Source organism: Paracoccus litorisediminis (genome assembly GCF_009711205.1).
Classification (GTDB): Bacteria; Pseudomonadota; Alphaproteobacteria; order Rhodobacterales; family Rhodobacteraceae; genus Paracoccus; species Paracoccus litorisediminis.
In genome coordinates this window covers 598,567-622,753 of sequence record NZ_WMIG01000001.1, presented here as the reverse complement: position 1 = coordinate 622,753, position 24,187 = coordinate 598,567, and the positions used below count along the sequence as shown (strand labels likewise).

The window sequence follows — 24,187 nt, the reverse complement described above, 5'->3', positions numbered from 1 at the left end:
TGAATGCGGTTTTCATGGTTCTGGTTCTTGGCGGGGCTGTTCCTGCCTTTGGCGGCGCTGGCCCTTGCCCCGGCCGAGTTGCCGCCCCCCGATTTCCCCGGACGGCAATATATCGACAGCAAGGGCTGCGTCTTTCAGCGGGTCAATGACGGCTGGTCGGCGCGGCTGGCGCGTGACGGCAGCCCAACCTGTGGCTACCCGCCCTCGCTCTCGATCCGGGGGGCGGACGGGCGGCCCAAATTGCAGGCGCTGGACCCCGATGCGGGTAAGACCCGCGCCCAGATCCTGAACGAGAAACTGGCGCGCACGGTCCTGACCAATCTGCAACCCGGCGAGTTGGTTGGTGATCCGCAATCGCCCGAGGTCTTGCCAGATATGGGCCCTGAACACGCCTCGACCGCGCCGCTGGACGATCTGAAGGCGGCCTTGCGCGCAGCCCCCGCCATCCGTGCCGAAATGAGCCGAGAGATTCATCCGAACCTGCGGCTGTGCCGGTTGCTGGGCCATGACAGCCGGGCGGGCGGCAAGGACACGCGCGATCCGACACAAGGCTTCTGCGCGGGCTTGCGTACACCAGACCTGTCGCGGCTGGCCTTCGCCCGACCCTTGGGGCGTGCGAAATCTGCCCCTGCAGTGTCCAGCAAGCCGACGGCTTCGACTGCCAAACCCAAGGCTGAAGCCAAGGCACCCCCCAAGCAGGTTCCAAAGGTGAAGTCTGTCCCGGCGGTCGCAAAGGCAATCGCTGAAAATAAGAAATCCACCCAAGCTCAGAGTCCGGCCAAGGTTCAACCGGTCAAGCAGCCCATCGCGGCGCAGGCAAAACCAGCAGCGGCAAAGGAGCCTCCCAAGGAACCTGAAAAAGCACCGGCAAAGCCGCAGGCCCCAGCCGTGCCCAAGGGCGCGCGCCACGTCCAGATCACCAGTTTCAAGACCAGCGCCGAGGCTGCGGAACTGGCCCGCCGTGTCGCGATGCTGGGCTATCCCGTCCTGCGCGCGCGTTTGGCCGAGCGCGGGGCGGATACGCAGATCCTGCTGGCCGGGCCATTTGCAAGCCCTGACGCGCTGTCACAAGCGCTGGCAAAACTGCGCAAGGCAGGCTTTGCGCAAGCCGTGCCGCGTTAGGCTACTGGTCGCAGATCTGGCGCAGCGCCGCCCAGTCGCGCTCGCCCAACACCGGTTTGGGCGTGGCCGTGCGGAACGGGTCGGCCTCGATCAGGCCCAGCACGGCCTCTCCGGTTGGGTCCAGCGCGCGGGCATAGGGCTCGCTTGAGACGCCGGCACGGGCAAAGAACCCCAGGAGCGGCTCGTCCTCGGGGCGGGGCGGTGGCCCTGCCAGAAGCTTTTCGGCATAGCCAGAAAGCGCCGCGGGCGGCAGGGAGCCATTGGTCAGCAATTGCACGGTGCCGCGCGGACCGACTTGACGCAACGCCTCCAGCATCGGGTCGCTTTCAGCCGCGCGGGCCTGTGCGGCCAGAAGGTGACCGGCCAGAATCTCGGGCGTCGCGCCTTCGCCGATCAGATCGGTGCCGATCACGGTAATCGGACCCGGCAGCCGTCGCGCGCCCTGCTGGGCAGTGGGCAGGACGACGATATCGGCCTCGGGGCCAAGCAGGCGGGCCGCCAGCTTGTGGCGCACCATGTCGCCTGCCGGACGGGAACACGCGGTTCCGGCGGTCTTTTCAAGATCGGCCAAAACCAGCCGCCCGATCTCGGCGCGCTGGGCTGGGGGCGCGATATCGGCGGCATGTCGCAGCAGCGCGGATGGCCCCCAGGCCGCCCCGGCCCCCGCCGCGATCAGCAGACCCAGCAGCACCATCCAGCCGCGCAGCCTGCCGCGATGAGGCCGGTTCGCCTCGATCACGTCATGCACCTTTTCGATGGCGGCGATCATCAGCTCATCGTCGACCTCGACCATTTCGGCATCGTCGGGGCCGGGGGCATATTGCGCCGGAATCTTGCCCGGATTAAGCCGCATGACCGCAGGCAGGGACCAATGCGACAGGGGAATTTCGGTGCGAAGGTCCGTCAGCACGATGGTCGCGTCGCCGAACGAGACGATCACGTCGCGCAACTCGGCTTCGGCCGACCCGCGCCAGCGTCCTGCGGCTTCAAGCCGTTGATATTTGTCTAGCGCCGTCATGCCTGCGTCACGGAACTCCGCTGCATGATGCCGAGCATAGGCAAGCCGTTGCGGCGGTCAACATGGGCTATCGGGGGCAGGCTTGCGATCAGCATCAAAGCCACGCGGCGATTGCGTGTCTGATGTCCCGGCAGGGGGCGGGTGCGATCGGGTTCTGATGGGCGAGAGGCTTTGGCGATGCCTGAAAGCACCGGGCGGGCGAGGGTAGCAGTGCTGCCCCTGACAAGAAGGGTTTGTCTGCACCACACGTTGATCAGATCGGGTGAACCGGTCGGATGTGGCTTGCGGAAATCCCCGCCAGTTAGATCGCTCAACACGGGAGGGTGTCGGGGCGAGGTACGAGAAATGACGGCCCTTCCTCTGACCCTAATGACACTGCCAATCTTACGGATCGATTGCTGGCTGGATCGAGATAAAGGCCGCGCTTCCCTATTCGCCGCGACCCACCGATTCGGCGACGATGCCAGCCATGGGTGCTCCGAACTGTGTTCGACCGTCGGCAGGGGAACGTTCGAGAGCGTCAAGCAGCGCGAAGAGTCCCGCCCTACGGCTCCGATGCAACGACGCCCCACGTCATTCGATGATTCTGAACGAAACTCGAGGGGGTGGATCGAAACAAAGCCAGATGCCAGTTCCCGGCTGTTCGCGGCATCACAGGGTCTGCGATCCGCGATTTGGCGTGGGGCGGGGTGTCCCCCTATGGCCAGCGCAGGTTCGCCGAACCGCTCATCCCTCATGCAATGTCCGGCTGTCGGGGATGCGTCGCCGGTCTTGCCGATAATATCGCGGGACGGGTGACGGCCCCGCCCGGTTCGGGCAGGGCAGGGCTTGGACGGCGCGGCAGGGCAGGGCAACTCCTGAGTCTCGATGGGATCAGGCGTTCCCCGGCACTGGGATGCCGCGTTCGCGGGCCAGATCGCGGATGCGGTTCTGCAGCTTCTCGAAGGCGCGGACCTCGATCTGGCGGATGCGCTCACGCGAGACGTCGTAGCGGGTCGACAGGTCCTCGAGCGTCATCGGGTTGTCGCGCAGGCGGCGCTCCATCAGGATGTCTTTCTCGCGGTCGTTCAGCACATCCATGGCCGAGATCAGCAGCTCGCGCCGCGCCGAAAGCTCATCAGCTTCGGCAAAGGCCTCGGCCTGATTGGCCGTGTCGTCCTCCAGCCAGTCCTGCCATTGCGCGGTGGATTCGCCATCGCCCGCCCCGACCGTCGCGTTCAGCGAGGCATCGCCCCCCGACAGGCGGCGGTTCATGTCGATGACTTCCTGTTCCGACACGTTCAGGTCGGTCGCGATCTTGGTGACGTTTTCGGGGCGCAGGTCGCCTTCTTCCAGCGCGCCCAGTTTGGACTTGGCCTTGCGCAGGTTGAAGAACAGTTTTTTCTGGGCGCTGGTCGTGCCCATTTTGACCAGCGACCAGGACCGCAGGATATATTCCTGGATCGAGGCGCGAATCCACCACATCGCATAGGTGGCAAGGCGGAAGCCCTTTTCCGGGTCGAAGCGCTTGACCGCCTGCATCAGGCCGACATTGGCCTCGGAAATCACTTCGGCTTGCGGCAGGCCATAGCCGCGATAGCCCATGGCGATCTTGGCGGCCAGACGCAGGTGGCTGGTCACCAGCCGTTTCGCGGCCTGAGGGTCCTCATGATCCACCCAGGCCTTGGCCAGCATGTATTCCTCCTCCGGCTCCAGCAGGGGAAACTTGCGGATTTCCTGCAGGTAGCGGTTCAGGCCCTGTTCGGGGCTGGGAGCTGGAAGGTTCTCGTAATTGGCCATTTGAAATTCCCTTGTCCCGCACGCGGGCGGGTCTGTGTGAACGCTATCATGACGCGCCGGGTTCCCTCGGGGAAGAGCCTTGCGCAGTCCCGTCTCGCAGCATGTCCAGCAGCGCGGCCATGTCTGGCGGCAATGGGCTGGAGAAGGCCAGCGTCTCGCCGGTGACCGGGTGGACGAAGCCCAGTTCGGCGGCATGCAGGGCCTGGCGCGGGAATGCGGTCAATGCCGCCACCGCATCCGCCCCCAGCGCCTTGGTCGAGGGCTTGCGCGCCCCACCATAGACCGGGTCCCCGACTAGCCCCAGCCCGGCATGGGCCATATGCACGCGGATTTGATGGGTGCGGCCGGTCTCAAGCCGACACTCGACCAGCATGACCGAGGGCGGCGTGCCAAAGGCTTCCAGCAGCCGCGCCCGTGTCACCGCATGGCGGCCACGGTCGAAACTGACGGCCTGACGCTGGCGGTCGCTGGGATGGCGGCCCAGCATGGTGGTGATGCGCAGGACACCTCCGGGCTCAAAGACCAGCCCCTTCAACCCGCGCAGCCGGGCGTCGGCCGGGTCGATCATGCCATGCGCGATGGCAAGGTAACGGCGATGCGCCGAGTGATCGGCGAATTGCGCGGCCAGCCCCTGATGCGCGCGGTCGGTCTTGGCCACGACCAGCAGACCCGAGGTCTCCTTGTCGATGCGATGGACGATGCCGGGACGCGCCGCGCCGCCGATGCCCGACAGGCTGTCGGCGCAATGCGCCAGCAGCGCGTTGACCAGCGTGCCATTCGGCGCGCCGGGGGCGGGGTGGACGACCATGCCCGCGGGCTTGTCGACCACGATCAGGTCGTCATCCTCATAGGCGATGGTCAGGGGAATCGCCTCGGGTTGGGCTTCCAGCGGTTCGGGCTCGCCGACGGTGACGCGGTATTCGCCCGGCTCGGATTTCGCCTTGCCGTCGGTGACGGGCCCCAGCGGGCCGTTGACCGCCCCTTCGGCAATCAGTTTCGACAGACGAGAGCGCGACAACGCGGCCTCCTCTGGCGCGAGGCTGGCAAGGGCTTTATCTAGCCGGTCGGAAAGTCCCTCGGGGACGTGGATGAGGATATCGGGCATGGCACGGGATGATAGGGCGGAACCGGGGGCCGAGGAAATGCTGCCGATGCTGCGCTGGCTGCGAATCCTTGTGACCTCATTGGCCGCAGTGATGGGAATCGGGGTTCTGGCGATCGTGGGTCTGCTGTGGCTGCGCCTGTCCGAGGCACCGCTGCCTGAACTGCCAGACCAGATCGCACTGCCCGAGGGGGCGAAACCCGCCGCCGTCACCTTTGCCCACGACTGGATCGTGGTGGTGACGGACGCGGGAGAGGTCCTGCTTTACGACAAGCAGGGCCAGCTGAAGGATCAGGCGTCGGCGCCCGTGGCCGCACCCTGAACGCCCTTGCCCTCCAGCGCGTCCAGACGGGCTTGCAGGGCGGCATTCTCGGCGCGGGCCTTGATCGCCATTTCGCGCACGGCCTCGAATTCCTCGCGGGTGACGAAATCGCGATCGGCCAGCCAGCGGTCGATCCAGCTATTGAAGGCGGTCTGGGCCTCATCCTTGGCACCGTGGGCCACGCCCATGGCATTGGTCATCAATTTCGAGAGATCGTCGAAGAAACGGTTATTGGCGGTCATGGCGGGCCTTTCGTAATCCGGTTGCGCCCTATATGGCCCCGGCAGGGCCGCGGTTCAATCGGGCGGCGCATGTTGACACCCCCACCCGCGCGGCTAGCCTGCGCCCGGATGCCGAGGAGCCCATGATCCCCTTTCCCGACATTACGCCCGAGATTTTTACCATCCACCTGTTCGGCATGGCCTTTTCGCTGCGCTGGTATGCACTGGCCTATCTGGTCGGGCTGATCCTTGGCTGGCGCATTCTGGTCTGGCTGATGCGGCGTCCCGCGCTATGGGGCGACCGTGCGCCGATGCGTCCCGAACAGGCCGAGGAATTGCTGACCTGGGTGGTGCTGGGCGTCGTCCTTGGCGGGCGGCTGGGATTCATCCTGTTCTATGAGCCGGGCTATTACCTGTCCAATCCGGGCCAGATCCTGCAATTGTGGAATGGCGGCATGTCCTTCCATGGCGGCTTTCTTGGCGTCGTATTGGCCGCCTGGCTCTATTGCCGCAAGCACGCCATTGTCCCGCTGCGGCTGGCCGATGCGCTGGCGCTGGCCACCCCGATCGGTCTGGGGCTGGGGCGGATCGCGAATTTCATCAATGCCGAGCTGTGGGGCCGTCCGACCGATTTGCCCTGGGGCGTGATCTTTCCGGGCGAGGCCGCGCAGGCCTGCTTCGGCGTGACCGGGCTATGCGCCCGCCATCCCAGCCAGCTTTATGAGGCGGCACTTGAGGGCGTGGTGCTGGCGCTGGTGCTGTTCGCGCTGGTCCGTCGCGGCGCGCTGCGGCGTCCGGGGCTGGTGCTGGGCGTCTTTGTCATGGGCTACGGGCTGTCGCGCTTTGTGGTCGAGTTCTTCCGTCAGGCCGATGCACAGTTCATCACGCCCGACAATCCTCTGGGCCATGTCATCGGCGGGCCGGTCTGGGGCCTCAGCATGGGACAGGTGCTGTCGCTGCCGATGATCCTGATCGGCTTGGCGTTCTTCCTGCGCGCGCGGATGCGACCGGCGGTCGCACAAGTCGCATGACGCCTCTGGGCCGCCTGATCGCGGCGCAGATCCGGCTGTCGGGGCCGATGCCTCTGGATGAATACATGCAGCTTTGCCTGCTGCATCCTGAACATGGCTATTACGCGACCCGCGATCCCTTTGGCGCGCAGGGCGACTTCACCACCGCGCCCGAAATCAGCCAGATGTTCGGCGAGATGATCGGGCTGGCCTTGGCGCAGGCTTGGCTGGACCAAGGCGCACCCACGCCCTTTACGCTGGCCGAGATCGGGCCGGGCCGGGGCACGCTGATGGCCGATATCCTGCGCACCATCCGTGTTGTGCCGGGTATGCTGGATGCGGCGCAGGTCACGCTGATCGAGGCATCCGCCCATCTGCGTCGGGTCCAGCGCGAGAAGTTGGGCGACATCGCCCATCTGGACAGCGCCGCGCAACTGCCGCGGCAGCCGCTGTTTCTGGTCGCGAACGAGTTTTTCGACGCCTTGCCGATCAACCAGTTCCAGCGCGTGTCGGATGGCTGGGCCAAGCGGATGGTGACGCTGGACGATCAGGGGCGGTTGGCCTTGGCACTGGGTCCGGCGGTGCCGGGACCGGATGCGCCCTTGGGTCAGATCCGCGAGACCTGCCCAGCGGCCATTCCGGCGGCGCAGGAAGTGGCGCGGCGGATTGCCGAACATGGCGGCTGCGCGATCGTGATCGACTATGGAAACTGGGCCGGGCATGGCGACACTTTTCAGGCCTTGCGCGCTCATAAGCCCGAGGATCCCTTGGAAAATCCGGGCGAGGCCGACCTGACCGCCCATGTCGATTTCCAACCTTTGGCGATGGCCGCGATCGCGGCGGGGGCGCAGGCCTCGCGCATGGTCACACAGGGCGAATGGCTGGCGCGGCTGGGGATTGCCGCCCGCGCCGAGCGGCTGACGCAAGCGGGGGATGCCGGCGCAGGGGCCGCGCTTCATCGCTTGACCGCGCCCGAGGAAATGGGTCACCTGTTCAAAGTTCTGGCGTTCTGGGCGTCCCGCGCCCCGGTGCCGCCCGGTTTCGAACCCTTGGAGCCTTATGCACACGACGCTTGAGATCCTGACTCATCCGCTGCTCGAACCCGTGCGGCATGGCTTTTTCACCCGCAAGGGCGGCGCGTCCTCGGGGCTGTTCTCGGGGCTGAACTGCGGCTACGGCTCCAGCGATCAGGGCGAGATCGTCACGATCAACCGCGGTCGCGTCGCCGAGGCGATGGGCGTGCCCCTGAACCGGCTGACCACGGTGCATCAGGTCCATTCGCCGGATGTTGCTGTGCTGCGCAATGGCGATCAACCGGCTGATTTTGCCAAGATCCGTGCGGATGGGATCGTCACCGATCAGCCGGGTACGGCCTTGGCGGTGCTGACCGCCGATTGCCAGCCGATCCTGCTGGCGGATGCGCAGGCCGGCGTCATCGGCGCGGTTCATGCCGGATGGCGCGGCGCGCTTTCGGGCGTGATCGAGGCGACGGTGGGCGCGATGGCCGATCTGGGCGCGACCCGCATCCGCGCCGTCATCGGCCCCTGCATCAGTCAGGCCAATTACGAAGTCGGGCAGGAATTCATGGATGAGGTTCTGGCCGAAGACCATGATCATCATCGTTTCTTCGTCGAGGGGCCGAATGGCCGCCCGATGTTCGACCTGCCGGGATTCGGGCTGATGCGGCTGCGCGAGGCCGGGGTCGAGGCCGAATGGACCCGCCATTGCACCTATGCCGATCCGGGGCGCTTTTATTCCTATCGGCGCAGCACCCATCAGCACGAGGCCGATTACGGGCGACTGATCTCGGTCATTGCGCTGTGACGCAATGGCGGCCTGCGCTGGTCGCGCAGTGCGGCCAGCATCGGTTTGATTTTGCTGACATTTGCCCTGTGACATGCATGCGCAGGGCGTACGCCGCCTGTACGCGGGGCGTATGACGCGGATGGCGCTGTGGCTGGTCCGGGCGCTGCTGGTCATGGCCGTGCCGCTGGCGCTGTGGCGGCTGGCCTATCCTTTGACGGACTGGGCCGCGCTGGCGCTGATCCCCTTGGGCGCGGCGATCTGGCTGGGGTTTTATCGCCCGCTTTTGGGCCGCAGACGGGCCGAACTTGCAGTGGCGATCCGGCCGGAATCGCGGCTGGGTTTCTGGCTGACCGGGCGGCTGGGGGCTGCGCTTGGCGCGACGGCCGGGGTGGTGATCGGGCTGCCGGTGCTGGCCTGGGCGGGGTTGCGCAGCCAAGGCCTGGTGCTGGGGCTGCTGCTGGCGCTATGCGTGTTGTCCGGGTTGCTGGCAATCATGGCCGAGCGGGGACTGGGCCGATCACTGACCGCGCCTTATGCGCGGGTGATGGGTCAGCGCATCGGCAGCGGCGCGGCGGCGATGATCGGGCTGATTCCTCTGGTCTGGCTGAACTGGGCGGTGATCCCGGTCCCGCATGGCATTACCGGCATGGGCCTGCCCGAGGCGGTCTCTGCCGTCATCGCGCAATTGCCGGCGCGGGGCACATGGCTGGATGAGGCGCTGGGCGGTTTCGCCGCGCTGGACACGGCGAAGCTTTGGCTGGCGGCGCAGTATCGCGGCGCGGCATGGGTCGGGCTGGTCTTCAGCCTTGATGCGGCGCTGGTCGCCTTTGTCACGGCGCGGTCCTTCGTCGCGGTGCTGGACTTCACCCGGCAGGACGGCGCGACATGAAGCGGGGCGGGCTGTTCATCCGCAGCTTCTGGGTGGCGATTTTGCTGATGGCGGCGCTGGTCATCGGGCTGTCGGTGATGGCCATGATGCGCGACCATCCGATTGTTGCCCGCATCCTGCCTCCGCCCGCGCCGGTGACGCATGAGATCCCGGAGACCCGGCTGGGCCAGATGATCCACGACGCCGGAGAGGCCGCCTATGCCGCGCAGACCTCGCGGCTGGACGGGCTGCTGGAGGCTGCCTTTGCGCCGGTCTATGCGGGCATCCCGGCCTATGCCGATTTCCATTACAGCGTGCTGGGCGAATACAGCGAACTGGGCGCCGCAGCCCTTGGCCAGATGGGCGAGGGGATGGAGACGCGGCTGTTTCCCCAGCTTGGCGCCGGGCTGGAGCGTGTCGCCGCCGATCTGGATCAGGGCTTTGTCGCGACCTTCCGCGACCATCTGGAGGGGCAGATCAGCGACGAACTGGCCGCATCAGGCGCGAAGGTCACCTTGGGCGAGATGACGCAGCATATCCAGCAGGACGCGGTGTCCCGCATCGCGGTGACCGCCCCGGTCGCGGTGGCGATCACCCTGACGGCGCAGCCTGCGGTCAAGGCGGCTGCCGCGCTGATGGCCAAGAAGATGGCCACGAAAATTGCCGGTAAAGCTGCCGCCAAGGGCGCGGTCAAGGCGACCGGCGTGGGCGGCGGCGCGGCCAGTGGTGCCGCGATCTGTTCGCCCGGCGGGCCGATTGCCAGCGTGCTGTGCGGTGCGGGGGCTGCGGCGGTGATCTGGTTCGGAACCGATGCGGCCATCGTCAATATCGACGAGTATTTCAACCGCGATGAATTCGAGGCCGACCTGCGCATGATGATCGACGAGAACCGGGCCGAGGTGAAGCAGGGCCTGCTGGCGGCGCTGAATGCGCGCCGCGAAGCGACCGAGGATTTCACCTTTCGCGAGGCGGCAGGCGCGGATTAGCCCGCGGCGGCGCGCAGTTCGACGATCTCGAAGGGGACGCCGGGTTCGTCCTTGGCGCAGCGGATCACAAGGCTGGTCTTGACCGAGGCGACATTGGGGGCCGAGGTCAGGCTTTCGGTCAGGAAGCGCTGGAAGGTCGGCAGATCCGGCGAGACGCATTTCAGGATGAAGTCGATCTCGCCGTTCAGCATGTGGCATTCGCGGACCAGCGGCAATTCGCGGGCCAGCGCTTCAAAGGCGGCAAGGTCGCGCTCGGACTGGCTGACAAGGCGGACCAGCGCAAAGACATGCACGTCGAAGCCCAGTTCCGACGGGTTGATGTCGGCGTGATAGCCACGGATGAAGCCGGCCTCCTCAAGCGCGCGGACCCGGCGCAGGCAGGGCGGCGCAGAGATGCCGACGCGCCGGGCCAGTTCCACATTGGTCATGCGGCCATCGGCTTGAAGCTCGGCAAGGATTTTCCGGTCGATCTCGTCCAGTCGGGCGGCGCTCATTCTTTTCCTCTTGGGCCTTTCATCGCCCGAAAATCTTGCCGGAAGCTATCTTGCCGGGCTGGGCTGCGCAATATTCTTTCCGCCCGCGGGCGGGCCCCTGCGGCGGATTGCATCGCGCGGCGGGGGTGACTACCTAGGGCGGGAAAAGCGAAAGGTCCAGTTGCCATGTCCCATGACGCCGCAGTTTCTGCCCCCGAAACCCTGCCCAAGCACACCCGTATCCTGATCGTCGGCTCGGGCCCGGCCGGCTATACCGCCGCCGTCTATGCCTCGCGCGCGATGCTCAATCCGGTGCTGATCCAGGGCATGCAGCCGGGCGGCCAGCTGACCATCACCACCGAAGTCGAGAACTGGCCGGGCGCGACCGAGATTCAGGGCCCCGAGCTGATGCTGAACATGGAAGCCCATGCCCGCGCCATGGGGGCGGCGATCTTCATCGACACCGTGACCAAGCTGGACCTGCAGGTGCGGCCTTTCGTCGCCCATCTGGATTCGGGGGCGCAGATCACCGCCGATGCCGTGATTCTGGCGACCGGCGCACAGGCCCGCTGGCTGGGGCTGGAATCGGAAGAGAAGTTCAAGGGCTTTGGCGTTTCCGCCTGCGCGACCTGTGACGGGTTCTTCTATCGCAACCGCGAGGTCGTGGTGCTGGGTGGCGGCAATACCGCCGTCGAGGAGGCCCTGTTCCTGACCAATTTCGCCAGCAAGGTGACCTTGGTTCACCGTCGCGACAGCCTGCGCGCCGAAAAGATCCTGCAGGACCGCCTGTTCAAGCATCCCAAGGTCGAAGTGCTGTGGGATCACGAACTGGCCGAGGTGCAGGGCACCGAAGCGCCGCTGGGCGTGACCGGCGTGCGCGTCCGCAACGTCAAGACCGGGGCCGAGCAGGTCATCGGCGCGGATGGCGTCTTTGTGGCGATCGGGCATGCCCCGGCCTCGGAACTGGTCAAGGATCAGTTGGAACTGCATCACGGCGGCTATGTGAAGGTCGAGCCGGGCACCACCCGCACCTCGATCCCCGGCGTCTTTGCGGCGGGCGACCTGACCGACCATGTCTACCGTCAGGCGGTGACCAGCGCGGGCATGGGCTGCATGGCGGCACTGGATGCCGAGAAATATCTGGCCGAGCATCACATGGCCGGCGCGCCGAACCCGGACGTGGCCGAAATCCCGGCCTGACCTGATGAGGGGCTGTCCGCAGGGGCAGCCCTTTTTCGCAAGCTGGCGCGATTTCCGACCTTCCGGCGATTGCGGGACGGCGGCGGATGGCCAAGATTGCGCCGGTGACCCAGCCGAGAGTGCCGATGACCCAGCCCAACCACGCCCCGATCCGCGAGCTTTACGTCAGCCCGGAAGCCGCCGAGACGCTGAAAGCCGATGCGGGCCGGATGCCCTCATGGGACCTGACGCCCCGGCAGGCCTGCGATCTGGAGCTGCTGATGAACGGCGGCTTCTTTCCGCTGCGGGGCTTCATGACGCAGGCCGATTACGACGGCGTGCTGGACGATATGCGGCTGTCGGCTGGCTATCTGTGGCCGATGCCGATCACGCTGGATGTCAGCCACGACTTTGCCGATGGTGTCGAGCCGGGGCAGGATATCGCGCTGCGCGATGCCGAGGGTGTCGTCCTTGCCATCATGTCGGTCACCGACAAGTTCAGCCCCGACAAATCGCGCGAGGCGGTGCAGGTCTATGGCGCGGATGATCAGGCGCATCCTTCGGTCCATTACCTGCATCATGTCGCGGGGCCGGTCTATCTGGGCGGCCCGATCAAGGGCATCCAGCCGCCGATGCATTACGATTTCCGCGGCAGGCGCGATTCCCCCAACGAATTGCGCGCGCATTTCCGCAAGATGGGCTGGCGGCGCGTCGTCGCCTTTCAGACCCGCAACCCGCTGCACCGCGCCCATCAGGAACTGACCTTCCGCGCCGCGCGAGAGGCGCAGGCGAACCTGCTGATCCATCCGGTGGTCGGCATGACCAAGCCCGGCGATGTCGACCATTTCACCCGCGTCCGCTGCTATGAGGCGGTCTTGGACAAATACCCCCATGCCACCACGCATCTGTCCTTGCTGAACCTTGCCATGCGCATGGCCGGCCCGCGCGAGGCGGTCTGGCATGGCATCATCCGCCGTAATCACGGGCTGACCCATATGATCGTCGGGCGCGACCATGCCGGGCCGGGCAAGAACAGCAAGGGGCAGGATTTCTACGGCCCCTACGAGGCGCAGGACCTGTTCCGCCAGCATCAGGATGAGATCGGCGTCGAGATGGTCGATTTCCAGCACATGGTCTATGTGCAGGAACGCGCCCAGTATCATCCCGAATCCGAGGTCTCGGCGGATGAGACGGTGCTGACCATTTCCGGCACCGAGTTGCGCCGCCGCCTGCGCGAGGGGTTGGACATTCCCGAATGGTTCAGCTTTCCCGAGGTGGTCGAACAGCTGCGCCGCACCTCTCCGGCCCGCTCGCGGCAGGGCTTTACGGTGTTCTTCACCGGGCTGTCGGGGTCGGGCAAGTCGACCATCGCCAATGCGCTGCTGGTCAAGCTGATGGAACTGGGCGGGCGGCCGGTCACGCTGCTGGACGGTGATGTGGTGCGCAAGCACCTGTCGAGCGAGCTGGGCTTTTCCAAGGAACATCGCGACATCAACATCAAGCGCATCGGCTATGTCGCGTCCGAGATCACCAAGAATGGTGGCATCGCCATCTGCGCCCCGATCGCGCCCTATGCCGCCACGCGCCGCGCCGTGCGCGACATGATCGAGGATCACGGAGCCTTTATCGAGGTGCATGTGGCGACCTCGGTCGAGGAATGCGAAAGGCGGGACCGCAAGGGGCTGTATGCCTTGGCGCGGGCGGGCAAGATCGCGGAATTCACCGGGATCTCGGACCCTTACGAAGTACCCGAAGCCCCGGAATTGCGCATCCAGACCGAAGGCTATGATGTCGATTACGCCGCCCAGCAGGTGCTGCTGAAGCTGGAACAGATGGGGCTGATCGGGGCTGATTAGGGTGCCGACGTTGACCGGGGCACGGGCTTCGCCTATCGCGGGGGAAAGAGCCAAAGGTGTGCAGATGACCGAACCCGTCCTGATCCTGACCATGAAATGGGGCACGATCTATGGCGCCGAGGATGTGAACCGCCTGTACCGGCAGGTGAAGCGTCATCTGGCCCGGCCGCATCGCTTCATCTGCTTCACCGACGACGCCAAAGGCATCGATCCGGGGGTCGAGGCGCTGGCCTTGCCCGAACTGGGCCTGCCGCCGGGGCATGGCGATACCCGCTGGAGGAAGCTCGCGCTGTTCCGCCATGATCTGGGCGGCTTCACCGGGATGACGGCGCTGTTTCTGGATCTGGATCTGGTGGTTGTCGATGACCTGCAGCCCTTCTTCGACCTGCCGGGCGAGTTCTTCATCATCCGCGACGACGACCTGTTCCGCTCGAAGCCGCTGCGCAAGATCAACCCGGAACGCGACCGCTTCCTGAATTCGGTCGGCAATTCCTCGGTCTTTCGCTACGAGATCGGCGCGCATTCCTACATTCTGGACGCCTATCTGGACGATCCCAAGGCCGCGACCGGCAATTATGAGATCAGCCAGCAGTTCCAATCCGCGCAGCTGGCCGAGCAGGAAAACCTGCATTACTGGCCCCGTGGCTGGTGCGTCAGCTTCAAGAACGATTGCGTGCCGTGGAACGTGCTAAGCTATTTCAGCGATCCGACCCTGCCCGAAGGGGCCAAGATCGTGCTGTTCGCGGGCGCGCCCAAGATGGAGGACGTCTTTGCCGGGCGCGGCCATAAATGGTACCGCCGCATCGGCAAGATCGACTGGCTGCGCAAGGCCTGGCAGGGATGATCGCCGACGCGTTCCGGCGCTGGAAGCAATCCCGCCGCATTCGTGCCGCCGAGGCCGAGATCGCCGCCCGCCAGATCACGCCACGCCCGCATGGGCTGGGGGCGGAACTGGTGGTCAGCCTGACCAGCTATCACGCGCGTTTCGCCAGCCTGCATCTGGTGCTGCAATCGCTGATGCGCCAGACGGTGCGCCCCGACCGGGTGATCCTGTGGCTGGATGAGGGCGATCAGCACCGCCTGACCCCGGAAATCCGTGCCTCGAGCGTCGAATGGCAGATTTGCCCGAACTGGCGCAGCTACAAGAAGATCGTGCCTGCGCTGCTGGAGGCACCGGGGGCCTATATCGTCACCGCCGATGACGATGTCTATTATCCCGCCGACTGGCTGGAAAAGCTGGTCGCTCATGCGGATGCGGGCGTCGTCTGCCACCGCGCGCATCGGGTGACGCTGGGGGCGGACGGCATGCCGCGCAGCTATGGCGACTGGCAAAGGAATATCGCAGCACCGGATGCATCCGCGCTGATCTTTCCGACCGGTGTCGGGGGCGTGCTCTATGCGCCGGGTGTGTTTCATCCAGATGTGACGAATGCGGCGCTGTTTCAGCAGCTTGCCCCCTCGGCCGATGATGTCTGGCTGTATTTCATGCACCGTCTGGCGGGATCGCAGCCCGCCAAGATCGGCGGGCGCTTCCGCATCACCGAATGGCCGGGCACGCAGGCGCAAAACCTGCGTGGCGGCAATCTGGTGGGCGACGGCAATGACCGGGCCGTGCAGGCGATGGTCGCCCGCTACGGTTTTCCCGGCTAGGTTTACTTCACCCCGATCATCACGTCCGAGGCCTTGATCACCGCCGAGGCCTTGCCGCCAACCTCCAGCCCCAGTTCGGCTGCGGATTCGTTGGTGATCGAGGCGGTGACGGTCTTGCCGCCGATATCCAGCTTGATGTGGCTGGTGACGGCGCCCTTGGTGATTTCGACGATGGTGCCGTCAAGGATATTGCGCGCGCTGATTTTCATGGGGTCCTCCGGGTACAACTTTGCGCAGTCTGGACGGGCCAATTGGTCGAAGCAAACGGATTTCCTCTGTTTTGATCACGCAATTGTCAACGTCACGGGAACCGCTTCCCCCTGCTGTCGTTGTCACGCAGCAACGTCATCGTCTGGGGGATGAAAATGCCGACCAAGATCTTCGATGGAATTGTTTCTTACCGCAGAATTTCGGCGCTGGGCGGGATTGTCGCCATCGCGCTGCTGGCGGGCTGCGCCTCGACCGAGGAAAAGACCGTCGCCAACCCTGACCACCTGACCGTGAACATCGCCGATGGCAACCTGACCGGCGTCTACAACCCGGCCAGCTTCAACGCCGAGACCGTCAAGCAGTCGCTGGGTCTGAATTGCAACGGGGGCAAGGTCGCGACATATAGCGAGGCACCGGGCGATGACGGGCTGATGGCCTTTACCGCGACCTGCGACGGCGGGACCAAGCAGGCGACCGGGACCGTCACCTATCAGCGCAAGGCGACCACGCCTGCGACGCCGACCGAGGCGGCCTCGGCCGAAGTCGCAGCGGCTGCGGCCGCGACGGACCGGGCCGGGACCACGCCGATGACGCTGCTGGAAATGCGCCGCCCGGAAGGCGGTCGCTCGCTGCCATAAAGCGAAACGCGCCGCCCTTCGGTCGGAAGGACGGCGCGCTATTGCAGGGGCTGAGGGTCAGTGGACGCTGACCGGCTCCAACTCATTCTGGCGGGCCAGCATGAAGGCCATGCTGCGATCCTTGACCAGTGCCAGACGTTCCCCGTCGACGCCATGGACGGCATAAAGCGCCTCGACGCCCTCAACCTGTTCGCGCACCTCGTCGGGCAGGGAGGCCAGCTCGACACGGCGGATGTAGACGGTGTTGCCCGAACTATCCGGGCCGAAATCGAATTTCTCGTTCATTGGCGATCCCCTTTCATTTGCGGCTGATCGGAATGCTTTGCACGATGCTGTCGGGAACCGAGCGGCGCAGGTCGATGTTCAGAAGGCCGTTTTCCAGACCCGCAGACATCACCTCGACCCCGTCGGCCAGCACGAAACTGCGCTGGAAGGCACGGGCGGCGATGCCGCGATGCAGGAAGACGCGGCCCTCGTCGGGTTCCGCCTGTCGTCCGCGAATCACCAGCTGGCGGTCCTCAAGCGTGATGGCCAGATCGTCGTCCGAAAACCCAGCCACGGCCAGAGTGATACGAAAGCCGTTCGGGCCCTGATGTTCGATATTATAGGGCGGATAGCCTTCGGCACCCTTGGCGGCACGCTCGGCCAGACGTTCAAGCTGATCGAATCCCAGCAGGAACGGATGAGCGGCCAGACTGATCTTGGTCATGTTCCCAAGCCCTTTGCATCAAAGCGACTGTCGGCCGGACCCCAGGATGGCGATCCGGCAAGCCTCAATATGTGGGTCGGGTTGCGGCTGTGCAAGGGCGGCCCGCTTGCCCATTAACACTGCGGTTGCGCTGGGTTATAACGGGCGCAGTCCAGCCCGAGGCCCGAAATGAACGCCCAGCACGAGATGTCCCACGAAGAAATCGCCCGCACGCGGCTGGCCGTGCTGAAGCGCGAGCATAGGGACCTGGACGAGGCGATTGCGGCGCTGTCGGATCAGGTGCTGACCCATTCGCTGACGCTCCAGCGGCTGAAAAAGCAGAAGCTGTCGCTGAAGGATCGGATCGCCCGGCTGGAAGATGAGCTGCTGCCCGACATCATCGCCTGACATCATCGTCTGATTGCATCCGGGCCGCGCCCGCATTAGGGCGTGGGAAACGCGCGCGAAAGGGGGCAAGCCTATGGAAAAACCCGTCGGAATCATCATGGGCAGCCAGTCCGACTGGCCCACCATGCGCGAGGCCGCGACCATTCTGGATGAGCTGGGGATTGGCTACGAGACCAAGATCGTCAGCGCCCATCGCACGCCGGACCGGCTGTGGGATTATGGCAAGACCGCCGTGTCGCGGGGCCTTCAGGTCATCATCGCGGGGGCGGGGGGCGCGGCCCATCTGCCCGGCATGATGGCGTCAAAGACCCGCGTGCCGGTGATCGGCGTGCCGGTCCAGACCAAGGCGCTGTCGGGCGTCGATTCGCTGTATTCCATCCTGCAGATGCCCAAGGGCTATCCGGTCGCCACCATGGCCATCGGTGCTGCCGGTGCGGCCAATGCCGGGCTGATGGCCGCGGGCATTCTGGCCATCAACGATCCCGAACTGGCCGCGCGTCTGGATGCGTGGCGTGAGGCGCTGTCGGCCTCGATCCCCGAGGAGCCGAAGGATGACTGAGCTGAAACCGGGTTCCACCATCGGCATTCTTGGCGGTGGGCAGTTGGGCCGGATGCTGTCCGTGGCCGCCAGCCGTCTGGGCTATCGCTGCCATGTCTATGAGCCGGGTGCCGCACCTGCCGCCGATGTCGCCCATGCCGTGACCAATGCCCCTTACGAGGATGAGGCCGCCCTGCGCGCCTTTGCCGAGTCGGTCGATGTCATCACCTATGAGTTTGAAAACGTGCCGACGGCGGCCTTGGACCTGCTGGAATCGATCCGGCCGATCCGTCCGAACCGCCGGGCGCTGGCCGTGTCGCAGGACCGGCTGACGGAAAAGGATTTCCTGTCGGGAATCGGGCTGCGCACCGCGCCCTATCGCAATGTGGAAACCGAAGCCGACCTGCCCGCCGCGCTGCAGGATCTGGGTGCGCCCGCGATCCTGAAGACCCGGCGCATGGGCTATGACGGCAAGGGCCAGATCCGCTTCAAGGATCAGGACCAGCGGGAATGGACCGGCGCGCCTTCGGTTCTGGAAGGGTTTGTCGAGTTTTCCGCCGAGATCAGCGTCATCGTCGCACGCGGCGCGGATGGTCAGGTCTCGGCCTTTGACCCCGGCCTGAATGTCCATCGCGAAGGCATCCTGCGCACTACGACCGTGCCTTGCGGTCTGTCGCAATCGCTGCTGACCGATGCGGTGCTGATCGCGGCGCGTATCGTCAATGCGCTGGATTATATCGGCGTCATGGGGGTCGAACTGTTCGTCACCCGCGAAGGGCTGTTCGTCAACGAAATCGCGCCTCGGGTCCATAATTCGGGCCATTGGACGCAGGCGGGCTGCGCCGTCGACCAGTTCGAGCAGCATATCCGCGCCGTGGTCGGCCTGCCGCTGGGCGACGGTCAGCGCTATGCCGATGTCGAGATGGAGAACCTGATCGGCGACGACATGGACCGTCTGCCCGCGCTGCTGTCGCAGGCCCGCACGCAGGTGCATCTGTACGGCAAGGGTGAGGCCCGGCCCGGCCGCAAGATGGGGCATGTGAACCGCGTCCTGTAACCAGGGGCGGGCATCCGGATTTTCTGGACGGCGCGGGGGAAACCTTGCGCCGTTTTTGCATCTGCACGGTGATTTTGCGCGACGATGCAGATGCAGCAAAACCGGGGCGGTAACCGAATTTTCGCTTTACACCCTCGTGGATTGGTAACACGATATCTGGTAGGCAGACCTTAGGGAAACGCCGGGTGTAGTTGCGGTCTCCAAAGGCTGGGGATTGGCCACTCTGGAAAGGCAGGGGGAAGATGGCGCAGGTAGACTTCATCCATAGTGACGAGATCCACCCGATCGACATCGTCGAATGTGTCGCCGCCCATCACGAATGGGATTTCGACCGGCTCGCCGAAGATCAGATCGCGATGTCCGTCGAAGGGTTGTGGCGCAATTATTCGGTGACCTTGGCATGGTCGCCCCGCGAAGAGGTGCTGCGCCTGATCTGCACCTTCGACATGGACCCTCCGGTGGACAAGCTGCCCTCGCTTTATGAGGTGCTGAACCTGACCAATGATCAGGTCTGGGATGGCGGCTTCACTTTCTGGGGGCCGCAGAAGCTGATGGTCTGGCGCTACGGTCTGGTGCTGTCGGGCGATGCCATCGCGGCACCCGAGCAGATCGACCAGATGATCCGCAACGCCATCGAATCCTGCGAGCGTTTCTATCCCTGCTTCCAGCTGGCCTGCTGGGGCGATGCCACGCCCGAAGCGGCTCTGGACATCGCCATGTCCGAGGCCTACGGACGGGCCTGAGAGCCGCCCCTGAAACCGGTTCGGGCGGCGAAGCAGGGGGAATGCAATGGATATCTCGGCGTTGAACGCCCGCGGGCTGGTGCTGATCGGTTGTGGCCGCATGGGCGGTGCGCTTCTGGACGGCTGGCTGAAGAACGGGCTGCTGGCCAGTGCGGTGCATGTGGTCGATCCCAATCCGCGTGCGGAACTGTCGGATCTGGGTATTTCAGTAAACGGTGAATTGCCGAAGTCGCCTGCGGTGCTGGTCATTGCCGTGAAGCCTCAGATGATGGCGGGGGTGCTGCCGCAGCTGGCGGGTTTCGGGGCGGATACGCTGGTGTTGTCGGTGGCCGCGGGCGTGACCATTGCCGCCTATGAGGCCGCTTTCCCGCAATCGCCGATCGTGCGGTCCATGCCCAATACGCCAGCCGCGATCGGGCAGGGGATTTCCGCGATCATCGGCAACTCCCGCGCAGGTGAGGCCGAGATGGGTCTGGCCGAGGCACTGCTGTCTGCCGTCGGTCGCGTCGTGCGACTGGACTCCGAGGATCAGATGGATGCGGTGACGGCGCTGTCCGGCTCGGGCCCGGCCTATGTGTTCCACATGATCGAAGCGATGACGGCGGCGGGTGTGGCCGAAGGGCTGGCGCCGGAACTGTCGCTGGCCTTGGCGCGGGCGACTGTCGCGGGGGCCGGAGCCTTGGCCGTGCATGAGGATGCCGATCCGGCGGTATTGCGCGAGAATGTCACCTCTCCCGGCGGGACGACGGCGGCGGGTCTGCGCGAGTTGATGGACGGGGAAACCGGGCTGCCGCCTTTGATGCGGCGCACGATTGCGGCGGCGGCGGCGCGGGGACGGGAGTTGGGCAAATGAGCAAGGCAGCAAGCACCGAGATTGCATGGGATGATTTCGCCGCCGTGGACATCCGCACCGGGCGGATCATCCGCGCCGAGCCTTTCCCCGAGGCGAAGAAGCCCGCGATCAAGCTGTGGCTGGATTTCGGCCCCGAGATCGGCGAGCGCAAATCCTCGGCCCAGATCACCCGGCATTACGACCCCGAGACTTTGATCGGCAAGCAGGTGCTGGCGGTGGTGAACTTCCCGCCGCGCCAGATCGGGCCGTTCCGGTCCGAGGTGCTGGTGCTGGGCCTGCCCGACGAGACCGGCGAGGTCGTCCTGATCACGCCGGACAAGCCGGTGCCGATCGGGGGAAGGATGTATTGATGCGGCTTCTGGTGACGCGCCGCATGACCGATGCGGCGGAACGCGCGCTGAGCGAGCGTTTCGAGGTGGTGTTCCTTGACCGCGAACAGGGGCTGACCCCGGATGAGGCCGGGCAAGCCATGCGCGATTTCGATGCGGTGATGCCGACCCTGGGCGACCGCTTTGCGGCCTCGGCCTTTGGTGCGGACCTGCGCTGCAAGCTGATCGCGAATTTCGGCGCGGGCTACAATCATATCGACGTGGCCGCGGCGGCGGATGCAGGGATCGCGGTGTCGAACACCCCCGATGCGGTGACCGAGGCCACGGCCGATATTGCCCTGACCCTGATCCTGATGACCGCGCGGCGTGCGGGCGAGGGGGAACGCCTGCTGCGCCGGGGCGAATGGCGCGGCTGGCAGCCGACGCAATTGCTGGGCCGCCATGTCACCGGCGCGACGGTCGGCATCATCGGCATGGGCCGGATCGGCAAGGCCATCGCCCGGCGCTGCCATTTCGGCTTTGGCATGGAGGTGCTGTTCCACAACCGCTCGCTGGTCTCGGCGCTGGATTTTCCGGCCCGGCAGGTCGAGGGGCTGGACGAGCTGCTGCGCGGCAGCGATTTCGTGGTGATCGCCGTGCCGGGCGGGGCGGGCACCCGCCACCTGATCGGGGCGCGGGAACTGGCGCTGATGGGGCCGGGCGCGACCCTGATCAATATCGCGCGCGGCGATGTCGTCGATGAGGCGGCACTGGTTGCTGCGCTTCAGCGCGGCACCATCGCGGGCGCGGGTCTGGACGTCTATGAGCGCGAACCGCAGGTCTCGCCCGAGCTTTGCGCGATGGAGAACGTGACCCTGCTGCCGCATCTGGGCACTGCCGCCGAGGAAGTGCGCACCGCCATGGCCATGCGGGCGCTGAACAATCTGGTCGCCCATGCCGAGGGGCGGCCCTTGCCCGACCGGGTCGGCTGATGCGACCCGCTGACCGGGCCATGGCACTGATCCAAGCGGGGATCAACGCCGCCGATCCCGCCGAGGCCGTGCGCCGCGGCATGGCCGAGGTGCTGGCCAATCCGCCGGAGCAGGGCGGGCGCTGGCAGATCATCGCCTTGGGCAAGGCTGCGCGCGCAATGGCCAAGGCGGCCTTGCAGGCGCTGCCGGGGGGCGATGCGCTGGTCGTCACCAATGCGGGCAATGACGCCGCCCTGCCGGGCGCACGGGTCATGCGGGCAGGCCATCCCCAGCCCGATGCCCAAGGCGCTGCCGCCGCCGATGAGGTCGAGCGGTTGTTGCAGTCAGTGGGTCCGAACGATCGGGTTCTGGCGCTGATCTCGGGTGGTGGCTCGGCCATGCTGCCCGCGCCCGCTGAGGGGATGACCTTGGCTGACAAGCAGGCGGTCAATGCGCTGCTGCTGGCCTCGGGCGCGGATATTGCGCAGGTGAACCTGATCCGTCAGGGCCTGTCACGGCTGAAGGGCGGCGGCTGGCTGCGGCTGTCGGCGGCACCAGTGGTGGCGCTGATCCTGTCGGATGTGCCGGGGGATGACCTGCGGGTGATCGCCTCGGGTCCGACGGTCGCGCCGGTCGGCACGCGGGCCGATGCGGTGGCGCTGGCCAAGCGGCTGGGCATCTGGGACCGGATGCCCGAGCCCGCCCGTGCCGCCTTGTCGCGCCCGGACGATCCGCGCCCGTTGCCGCAGGCGCGCAATATCCTCGTCGGGTCGAATGCGATTTCCGTGGCGGCGATGGTGACGGCGGGGGCCGATACGGCAGCGTTTCCGCTTGAAGGCGACGTGCAGGATTGCGCGCAAGCCATCTGGGCACTGGCCCGCGACCTTGCCCCCGGTCAGGCGCTGGCCTTCGGTGGTGAAACCACGGTGCGGCTGGTCGGTGATGGCATGGGCGGGCGCAATCAGGAACTGGCCCTGCGCCTTGCCCTGCTGGCCGAGGGCGATCCCGTGCCCTTCGACTGGGCCTTTGCCTCGGTTGGCAGCGACGGGCGCGACGGGCCGGGTGAGGCAGCGGGCGGGCTGGTTGGACCGGATACGGTGGCAAAGGTCCGCACGGCGGATGTCGATCCGGTCGCAGCGCTTTCCCGCAACGATTCGACCCCCGCATTGCTGGCGGGTGATGCGCTGGTGGTCACCGGGGCGACCGGCACCAATGTCGCCGATCTGGCGGTGCTGGTCCGGGCCTAGCGCCTATTCGGCGGCGATGGCCGGGCCTTCGCTGCCCGGCACGATCCCGGCATCGGCAAAGCGTTGCCTTGCCTCGCCCGAGAGATAGGCAAGGCGACCGGCGCAGATCGTCGCCTCGACCCGGCATGATCGGCGCGAGACCACGGTGACATCCGCGCGGCAACCGTGATCCAGCCGCCCACGGTCGGCCAGCCGCATGATCTCGGCGGGACGCGAGGAGAGCATGGCCCAGATGCGCGGCAACTCGGCCAGATCCGGCCCGGCCAGCGACAGGGCCAGGGGCACCAGACGGTCGGGTGCGCCGTCCGAGACGATCACATCGCCCAACCCCCCGCGCAGCAGGTCGCGCAACCGATCCTCATCGGCGGCGGAAAGCAGCACCGGATCGCCCATGGCGCGGGCGGCGGCGGCGGCGGAATGGGCGGCGGGGCAGGCGGCCAGCCCAGCCCCGATCATGGAATGGGTCTCTCGCATGGCGCCGCCGGTATCGCCGACGCTGCCATAGCGCAGGGCCATGTCGTCAAAGGCCTCGGCCAACCGGCACAGGTGGCGCGGCACCTCGCGCCGCCGCCCGGCGGCATCGTCCAGCATCCGCGACAGATCGGCATGGTCCATGCCCAGCCGCAGTGCCTCATGCGCATAGGCGGGGGTGTCGTGCTGGCGCAGGTCCTGCAACCGGGCAAAGCTGCTTTCGAACCAGGCCAGCTCCACCTTCAGGGTCCGGCACAGCTCGATCAGTTCCGCGGTGCTGTCGGTGCGGTGGCTTTCGATGCTGATCGCCGGATGCAGGTCGGGCAGTCCCGGCCCGATGGCGTCGCGCAGTGTCGCCTGATCCCGCCACGGCGCGTCATGCCCGGCCTGCCAGGACCAGCCGGGGGTTAGCCATGCGGTGGTGATGCCCGCGCTGACGGCGCGGCGGGCTGTCTCGGCCCGGACGGGCTGCGGGCGCAAAAGCAGGTCGATGATCCCCGGCAGGATCAGGTAGCCATCCAGATCGACCGCCGGCAACGGACCTTTGCTGATCCTGCCCCGCGCGATCGCGACCGAGCGCTGCCGCAACTCGCCATCGCGCAGGATGGTCGCACCGACAAGGCGTAGAGAAGGCAGAAGCGGCATGGCATGTCCCGGCCAGTT

At 66.1% G+C, this 24,187-nt stretch carries 29 protein-coding genes; 20 read left to right on the top strand and 9 right to left on the bottom strand.

Features of this window, described 5'->3' with window-relative positions; translation table 11 throughout:
* The first annotated feature begins 3 nt into the window (after window positions 1-3).
* Window positions 4-1,122 carry an SPOR domain-containing protein gene (locus GL300_RS03170; RefSeq protein WP_155038108.1) on the top strand — a complete coding sequence of 373 codons (1,119 nt, stop codon included), beginning with the start codon at window positions 4-6 and terminating at the stop codon, window positions 1,120-1,122.
* A gap of 1 nt (window position 1,123) precedes the next feature.
* Here GL300_RS03170 and GL300_RS03165 read toward each other — a convergent pair whose 3' ends face one another.
* The 3 genes from GL300_RS03165 to GL300_RS03155 all read right to left on the bottom strand — a co-directional run bounded on the left by GL300_RS03165 (window position 1,124) and on the right by GL300_RS03155 (window position 5,024).
* Window positions 1,124-2,140: a hypothetical protein gene (locus GL300_RS03165; protein WP_155038107.1), complete on the bottom strand. Its 1,017-nt coding sequence runs from the start codon at window positions 2,138-2,140 to the stop codon at window positions 1,124-1,126.
* 873 nt (window positions 2,141-3,013) lie between these two features.
* Window positions 3,014-3,919, bottom strand: coding sequence for an RNA polymerase sigma factor RpoH (rpoH, locus tag GL300_RS03160; protein ID WP_155038106.1), 906 nt, complete (start codon window positions 3,917-3,919; stop codon window positions 3,014-3,016).
* A 46-nt stretch (window positions 3,920-3,965) separates the two neighbouring features.
* Window positions 3,966-5,024, bottom strand: coding sequence for an RluA family pseudouridine synthase (locus GL300_RS03155; RefSeq protein ID WP_155038105.1), 1,059 nt, complete (start codon window positions 5,022-5,024; stop codon window positions 3,966-3,968).
* Between GL300_RS03155 and GL300_RS03150 the strand changes: the two genes are divergently transcribed.
* Entirely contained in the window at window positions 5,023-5,343 is a 321-nt protein-coding gene (locus GL300_RS03150) for a DUF6476 family protein (RefSeq protein ID WP_246195064.1), read from the top strand. The two genes, GL300_RS03155 and GL300_RS03150, sit on opposite strands and share 2 nt — an antisense overlap.
* On the opposite strand, the gene GL300_RS03145 is transcribed toward GL300_RS03150, so the two are convergent.
* Window positions 5,313-5,585 (bottom strand): accessory factor UbiK family protein, encoded by a 273-nt coding sequence (locus tag GL300_RS03145; protein WP_155038104.1) that lies wholly within the window; start codon window positions 5,583-5,585, stop codon window positions 5,313-5,315. The two genes, GL300_RS03150 and GL300_RS03145, sit on opposite strands and share 31 nt — an antisense overlap.
* Window positions 5,586-5,707: 122 nt before the next feature.
* On the opposite strand from GL300_RS03145, the gene lgt reads away from it, so the two are divergent.
* The 5 genes from lgt to GL300_RS03120 all read left to right on the top strand — a co-directional run bounded on the left by lgt (window position 5,708) and on the right by GL300_RS03120 (window position 10,234).
* Window positions 5,708-6,595 (top strand): prolipoprotein diacylglyceryl transferase, encoded by an 888-nt coding sequence (lgt, locus tag GL300_RS03140; RefSeq protein ID WP_155038103.1) that lies wholly within the window; start codon window positions 5,708-5,710, stop codon window positions 6,593-6,595.
* A complete protein-coding gene (locus tag GL300_RS03135) occupies window positions 6,592-7,650 on the top strand; it encodes a class I SAM-dependent methyltransferase (protein WP_155038102.1) in 1,059 nt (352 codons plus the stop codon). Before lgt ends, GL300_RS03135 begins: the two co-directional genes overlap by 4 nt.
* Window positions 7,634-8,398 carry a peptidoglycan editing factor PgeF gene (gene pgeF / locus GL300_RS03130; protein WP_155038101.1) on the top strand — a complete coding sequence of 255 codons (765 nt, stop codon included), beginning with the start codon at window positions 7,634-7,636 and terminating at the stop codon, window positions 8,396-8,398. The genes GL300_RS03135 and pgeF overlap by 17 nt, the downstream gene beginning before the upstream one ends.
* Window positions 8,399-8,510: 112 nt before the next feature.
* Window positions 8,511-9,269, top strand: coding sequence for a hypothetical protein (locus GL300_RS03125; RefSeq protein ID WP_155038100.1), 759 nt, complete (start codon window positions 8,511-8,513; stop codon window positions 9,267-9,269).
* On the top strand, window positions 9,266-10,234 hold the full coding sequence (locus GL300_RS03120) for a hypothetical protein (RefSeq protein ID WP_155038099.1): 969 nt from the start codon (window positions 9,266-9,268) through the stop codon (window positions 10,232-10,234). The genes GL300_RS03125 and GL300_RS03120 overlap by 4 nt, the downstream gene beginning before the upstream one ends.
* Here the strand turns inward: GL300_RS03120 and GL300_RS03115 are convergent.
* On the bottom strand, window positions 10,231-10,728 hold the full coding sequence (locus GL300_RS03115; RefSeq protein ID WP_155038098.1) for an Lrp/AsnC family transcriptional regulator: 498 nt from the start codon (window positions 10,726-10,728) through the stop codon (window positions 10,231-10,233). The two genes, GL300_RS03120 and GL300_RS03115, sit on opposite strands and share 4 nt — an antisense overlap.
* 165 nt (window positions 10,729-10,893) lie before the next feature.
* On the opposite strand from GL300_RS03115, the gene trxB reads away from it, so the two are divergent.
* The 4 genes from trxB to GL300_RS03095 all read left to right on the top strand — a co-directional run bounded on the left by trxB (window position 10,894) and on the right by GL300_RS03095 (window position 15,392).
* A complete protein-coding gene (gene trxB / locus GL300_RS03110) occupies window positions 10,894-11,907 on the top strand; it encodes a thioredoxin-disulfide reductase (protein WP_155038097.1) in 1,014 nt (337 codons plus the stop codon).
* Window positions 11,908-12,032: 125 nt separating this feature from the next.
* Window positions 12,033-13,742 carry a bifunctional sulfate adenylyltransferase/adenylylsulfate kinase gene (locus GL300_RS03105; RefSeq protein WP_155038548.1) on the top strand — a complete coding sequence of 570 codons (1,710 nt, stop codon included), beginning with the start codon at window positions 12,033-12,035 and terminating at the stop codon, window positions 13,740-13,742.
* A 64-nt stretch (window positions 13,743-13,806) separates the two neighbouring features.
* On the top strand, window positions 13,807-14,586 hold the full coding sequence (locus GL300_RS03100; protein WP_155038096.1) for a hypothetical protein: 780 nt from the start codon (window positions 13,807-13,809) through the stop codon (window positions 14,584-14,586).
* Window positions 14,583-15,392, top strand: coding sequence for a glycosyltransferase family 2 protein (locus tag GL300_RS03095; RefSeq protein ID WP_155038095.1), 810 nt, complete (start codon window positions 14,583-14,585; stop codon window positions 15,390-15,392). The genes GL300_RS03100 and GL300_RS03095 overlap by 4 nt, the downstream gene beginning before the upstream one ends.
* Window positions 15,393-15,394: 2 nt before the next feature.
* Here GL300_RS03095 and GL300_RS03090 read toward each other — a convergent pair whose 3' ends face one another.
* The gene (locus tag GL300_RS03090; protein WP_155038094.1) at window positions 15,395-15,601 is read right to left on the bottom strand and encodes a TOBE domain-containing protein; all 207 of its coding nucleotides are present in this window, start codon (window positions 15,599-15,601) and stop codon (window positions 15,395-15,397) included.
* 156 nt (window positions 15,602-15,757) lie between these two features.
* On the opposite strand from GL300_RS03090, the gene GL300_RS03085 reads away from it, so the two are divergent.
* Window positions 15,758-16,240 (top strand): hypothetical protein, encoded by a 483-nt coding sequence (locus GL300_RS03085; protein WP_155038093.1) that lies wholly within the window; start codon window positions 15,758-15,760, stop codon window positions 16,238-16,240.
* 57 nt (window positions 16,241-16,297) lie between these two features.
* Here GL300_RS03085 and GL300_RS03080 read toward each other — a convergent pair whose 3' ends face one another.
* Both GL300_RS03080 and GL300_RS03075 read right to left on the bottom strand, forming a co-directional pair.
* Entirely contained in the window at window positions 16,298-16,525 is a 228-nt protein-coding gene (locus GL300_RS03080; protein WP_155038092.1) for a DUF1150 family protein, read from the bottom strand.
* 13 nt (window positions 16,526-16,538) lie between these two features.
* Complete coding sequence (locus GL300_RS03075; RefSeq protein ID WP_155038091.1) at window positions 16,539-16,949, bottom strand: Hsp20 family protein; 411 nt, start codon at window positions 16,947-16,949, stop codon at window positions 16,539-16,541.
* 168 nt (window positions 16,950-17,117) lie between these two features.
* Here GL300_RS03075 and GL300_RS03070 point away from each other — a divergent pair, with 168 nt between their 5' ends.
* From GL300_RS03070 to GL300_RS03035, 8 genes are all read left to right on the top strand, one after another.
* Window positions 17,118-17,336, top strand: a complete 219-nt coding sequence (locus GL300_RS03070) for a YdcH family protein (protein WP_155038090.1) — start codon at window positions 17,118-17,120, stop codon at window positions 17,334-17,336.
* 73 nt (window positions 17,337-17,409) lie between these two features.
* On the top strand, window positions 17,410-17,895 hold the full coding sequence (purE, locus tag GL300_RS03065; RefSeq protein WP_155038089.1) for a 5-(carboxyamino)imidazole ribonucleotide mutase: 486 nt from the start codon (window positions 17,410-17,412) through the stop codon (window positions 17,893-17,895).
* The gene (locus GL300_RS03060; protein ID WP_155038088.1) at window positions 17,888-18,931 is read left to right on the top strand and encodes a 5-(carboxyamino)imidazole ribonucleotide synthase; all 1,044 of its coding nucleotides are present in this window, start codon (window positions 17,888-17,890) and stop codon (window positions 18,929-18,931) included. Before purE ends, GL300_RS03060 begins: the two co-directional genes overlap by 8 nt.
* A gap of 242 nt (window positions 18,932-19,173) precedes the next feature.
* Window positions 19,174-19,674 (top strand): type III secretion system chaperone family protein, encoded by a 501-nt coding sequence (locus tag GL300_RS03055; protein WP_155038087.1) that lies wholly within the window; start codon window positions 19,174-19,176, stop codon window positions 19,672-19,674.
* Between the two features lie 46 nt (window positions 19,675-19,720).
* The gene (gene proC, locus GL300_RS03050; RefSeq protein WP_155038086.1) at window positions 19,721-20,527 is read left to right on the top strand and encodes a pyrroline-5-carboxylate reductase; all 807 of its coding nucleotides are present in this window, start codon (window positions 19,721-19,723) and stop codon (window positions 20,525-20,527) included.
* The gene (locus GL300_RS03045) at window positions 20,524-20,877 is read left to right on the top strand and encodes a tRNA-binding protein (protein WP_155038085.1); all 354 of its coding nucleotides are present in this window, start codon (window positions 20,524-20,526) and stop codon (window positions 20,875-20,877) included. Before proC ends, GL300_RS03045 begins: the two co-directional genes overlap by 4 nt.
* Window positions 20,877-21,827 carry a 2-hydroxyacid dehydrogenase gene (locus GL300_RS03040; protein WP_155038084.1) on the top strand — a complete coding sequence of 317 codons (951 nt, stop codon included), beginning with the start codon at window positions 20,877-20,879 and terminating at the stop codon, window positions 21,825-21,827. Before GL300_RS03045 ends, GL300_RS03040 begins: the two co-directional genes overlap by 1 nt.
* Window positions 21,828-21,847: 20 nt before the next feature.
* Window positions 21,848-23,053 carry a glycerate kinase type-2 family protein gene (locus tag GL300_RS03035; RefSeq protein ID WP_343042887.1) on the top strand — a complete coding sequence of 402 codons (1,206 nt, stop codon included), beginning with the start codon at window positions 21,848-21,850 and terminating at the stop codon, window positions 23,051-23,053.
* Window positions 23,054-23,056: 3 nt separating this feature from the next.
* Here GL300_RS03035 and GL300_RS03030 read toward each other — a convergent pair whose 3' ends face one another.
* The gene (locus GL300_RS03030; RefSeq protein ID WP_155038082.1) at window positions 23,057-24,169 is read right to left on the bottom strand and encodes an amidohydrolase family protein; all 1,113 of its coding nucleotides are present in this window, start codon (window positions 24,167-24,169) and stop codon (window positions 23,057-23,059) included.
* Between the last annotated feature and the right edge of the window lie 18 nt (window positions 24,170-24,187).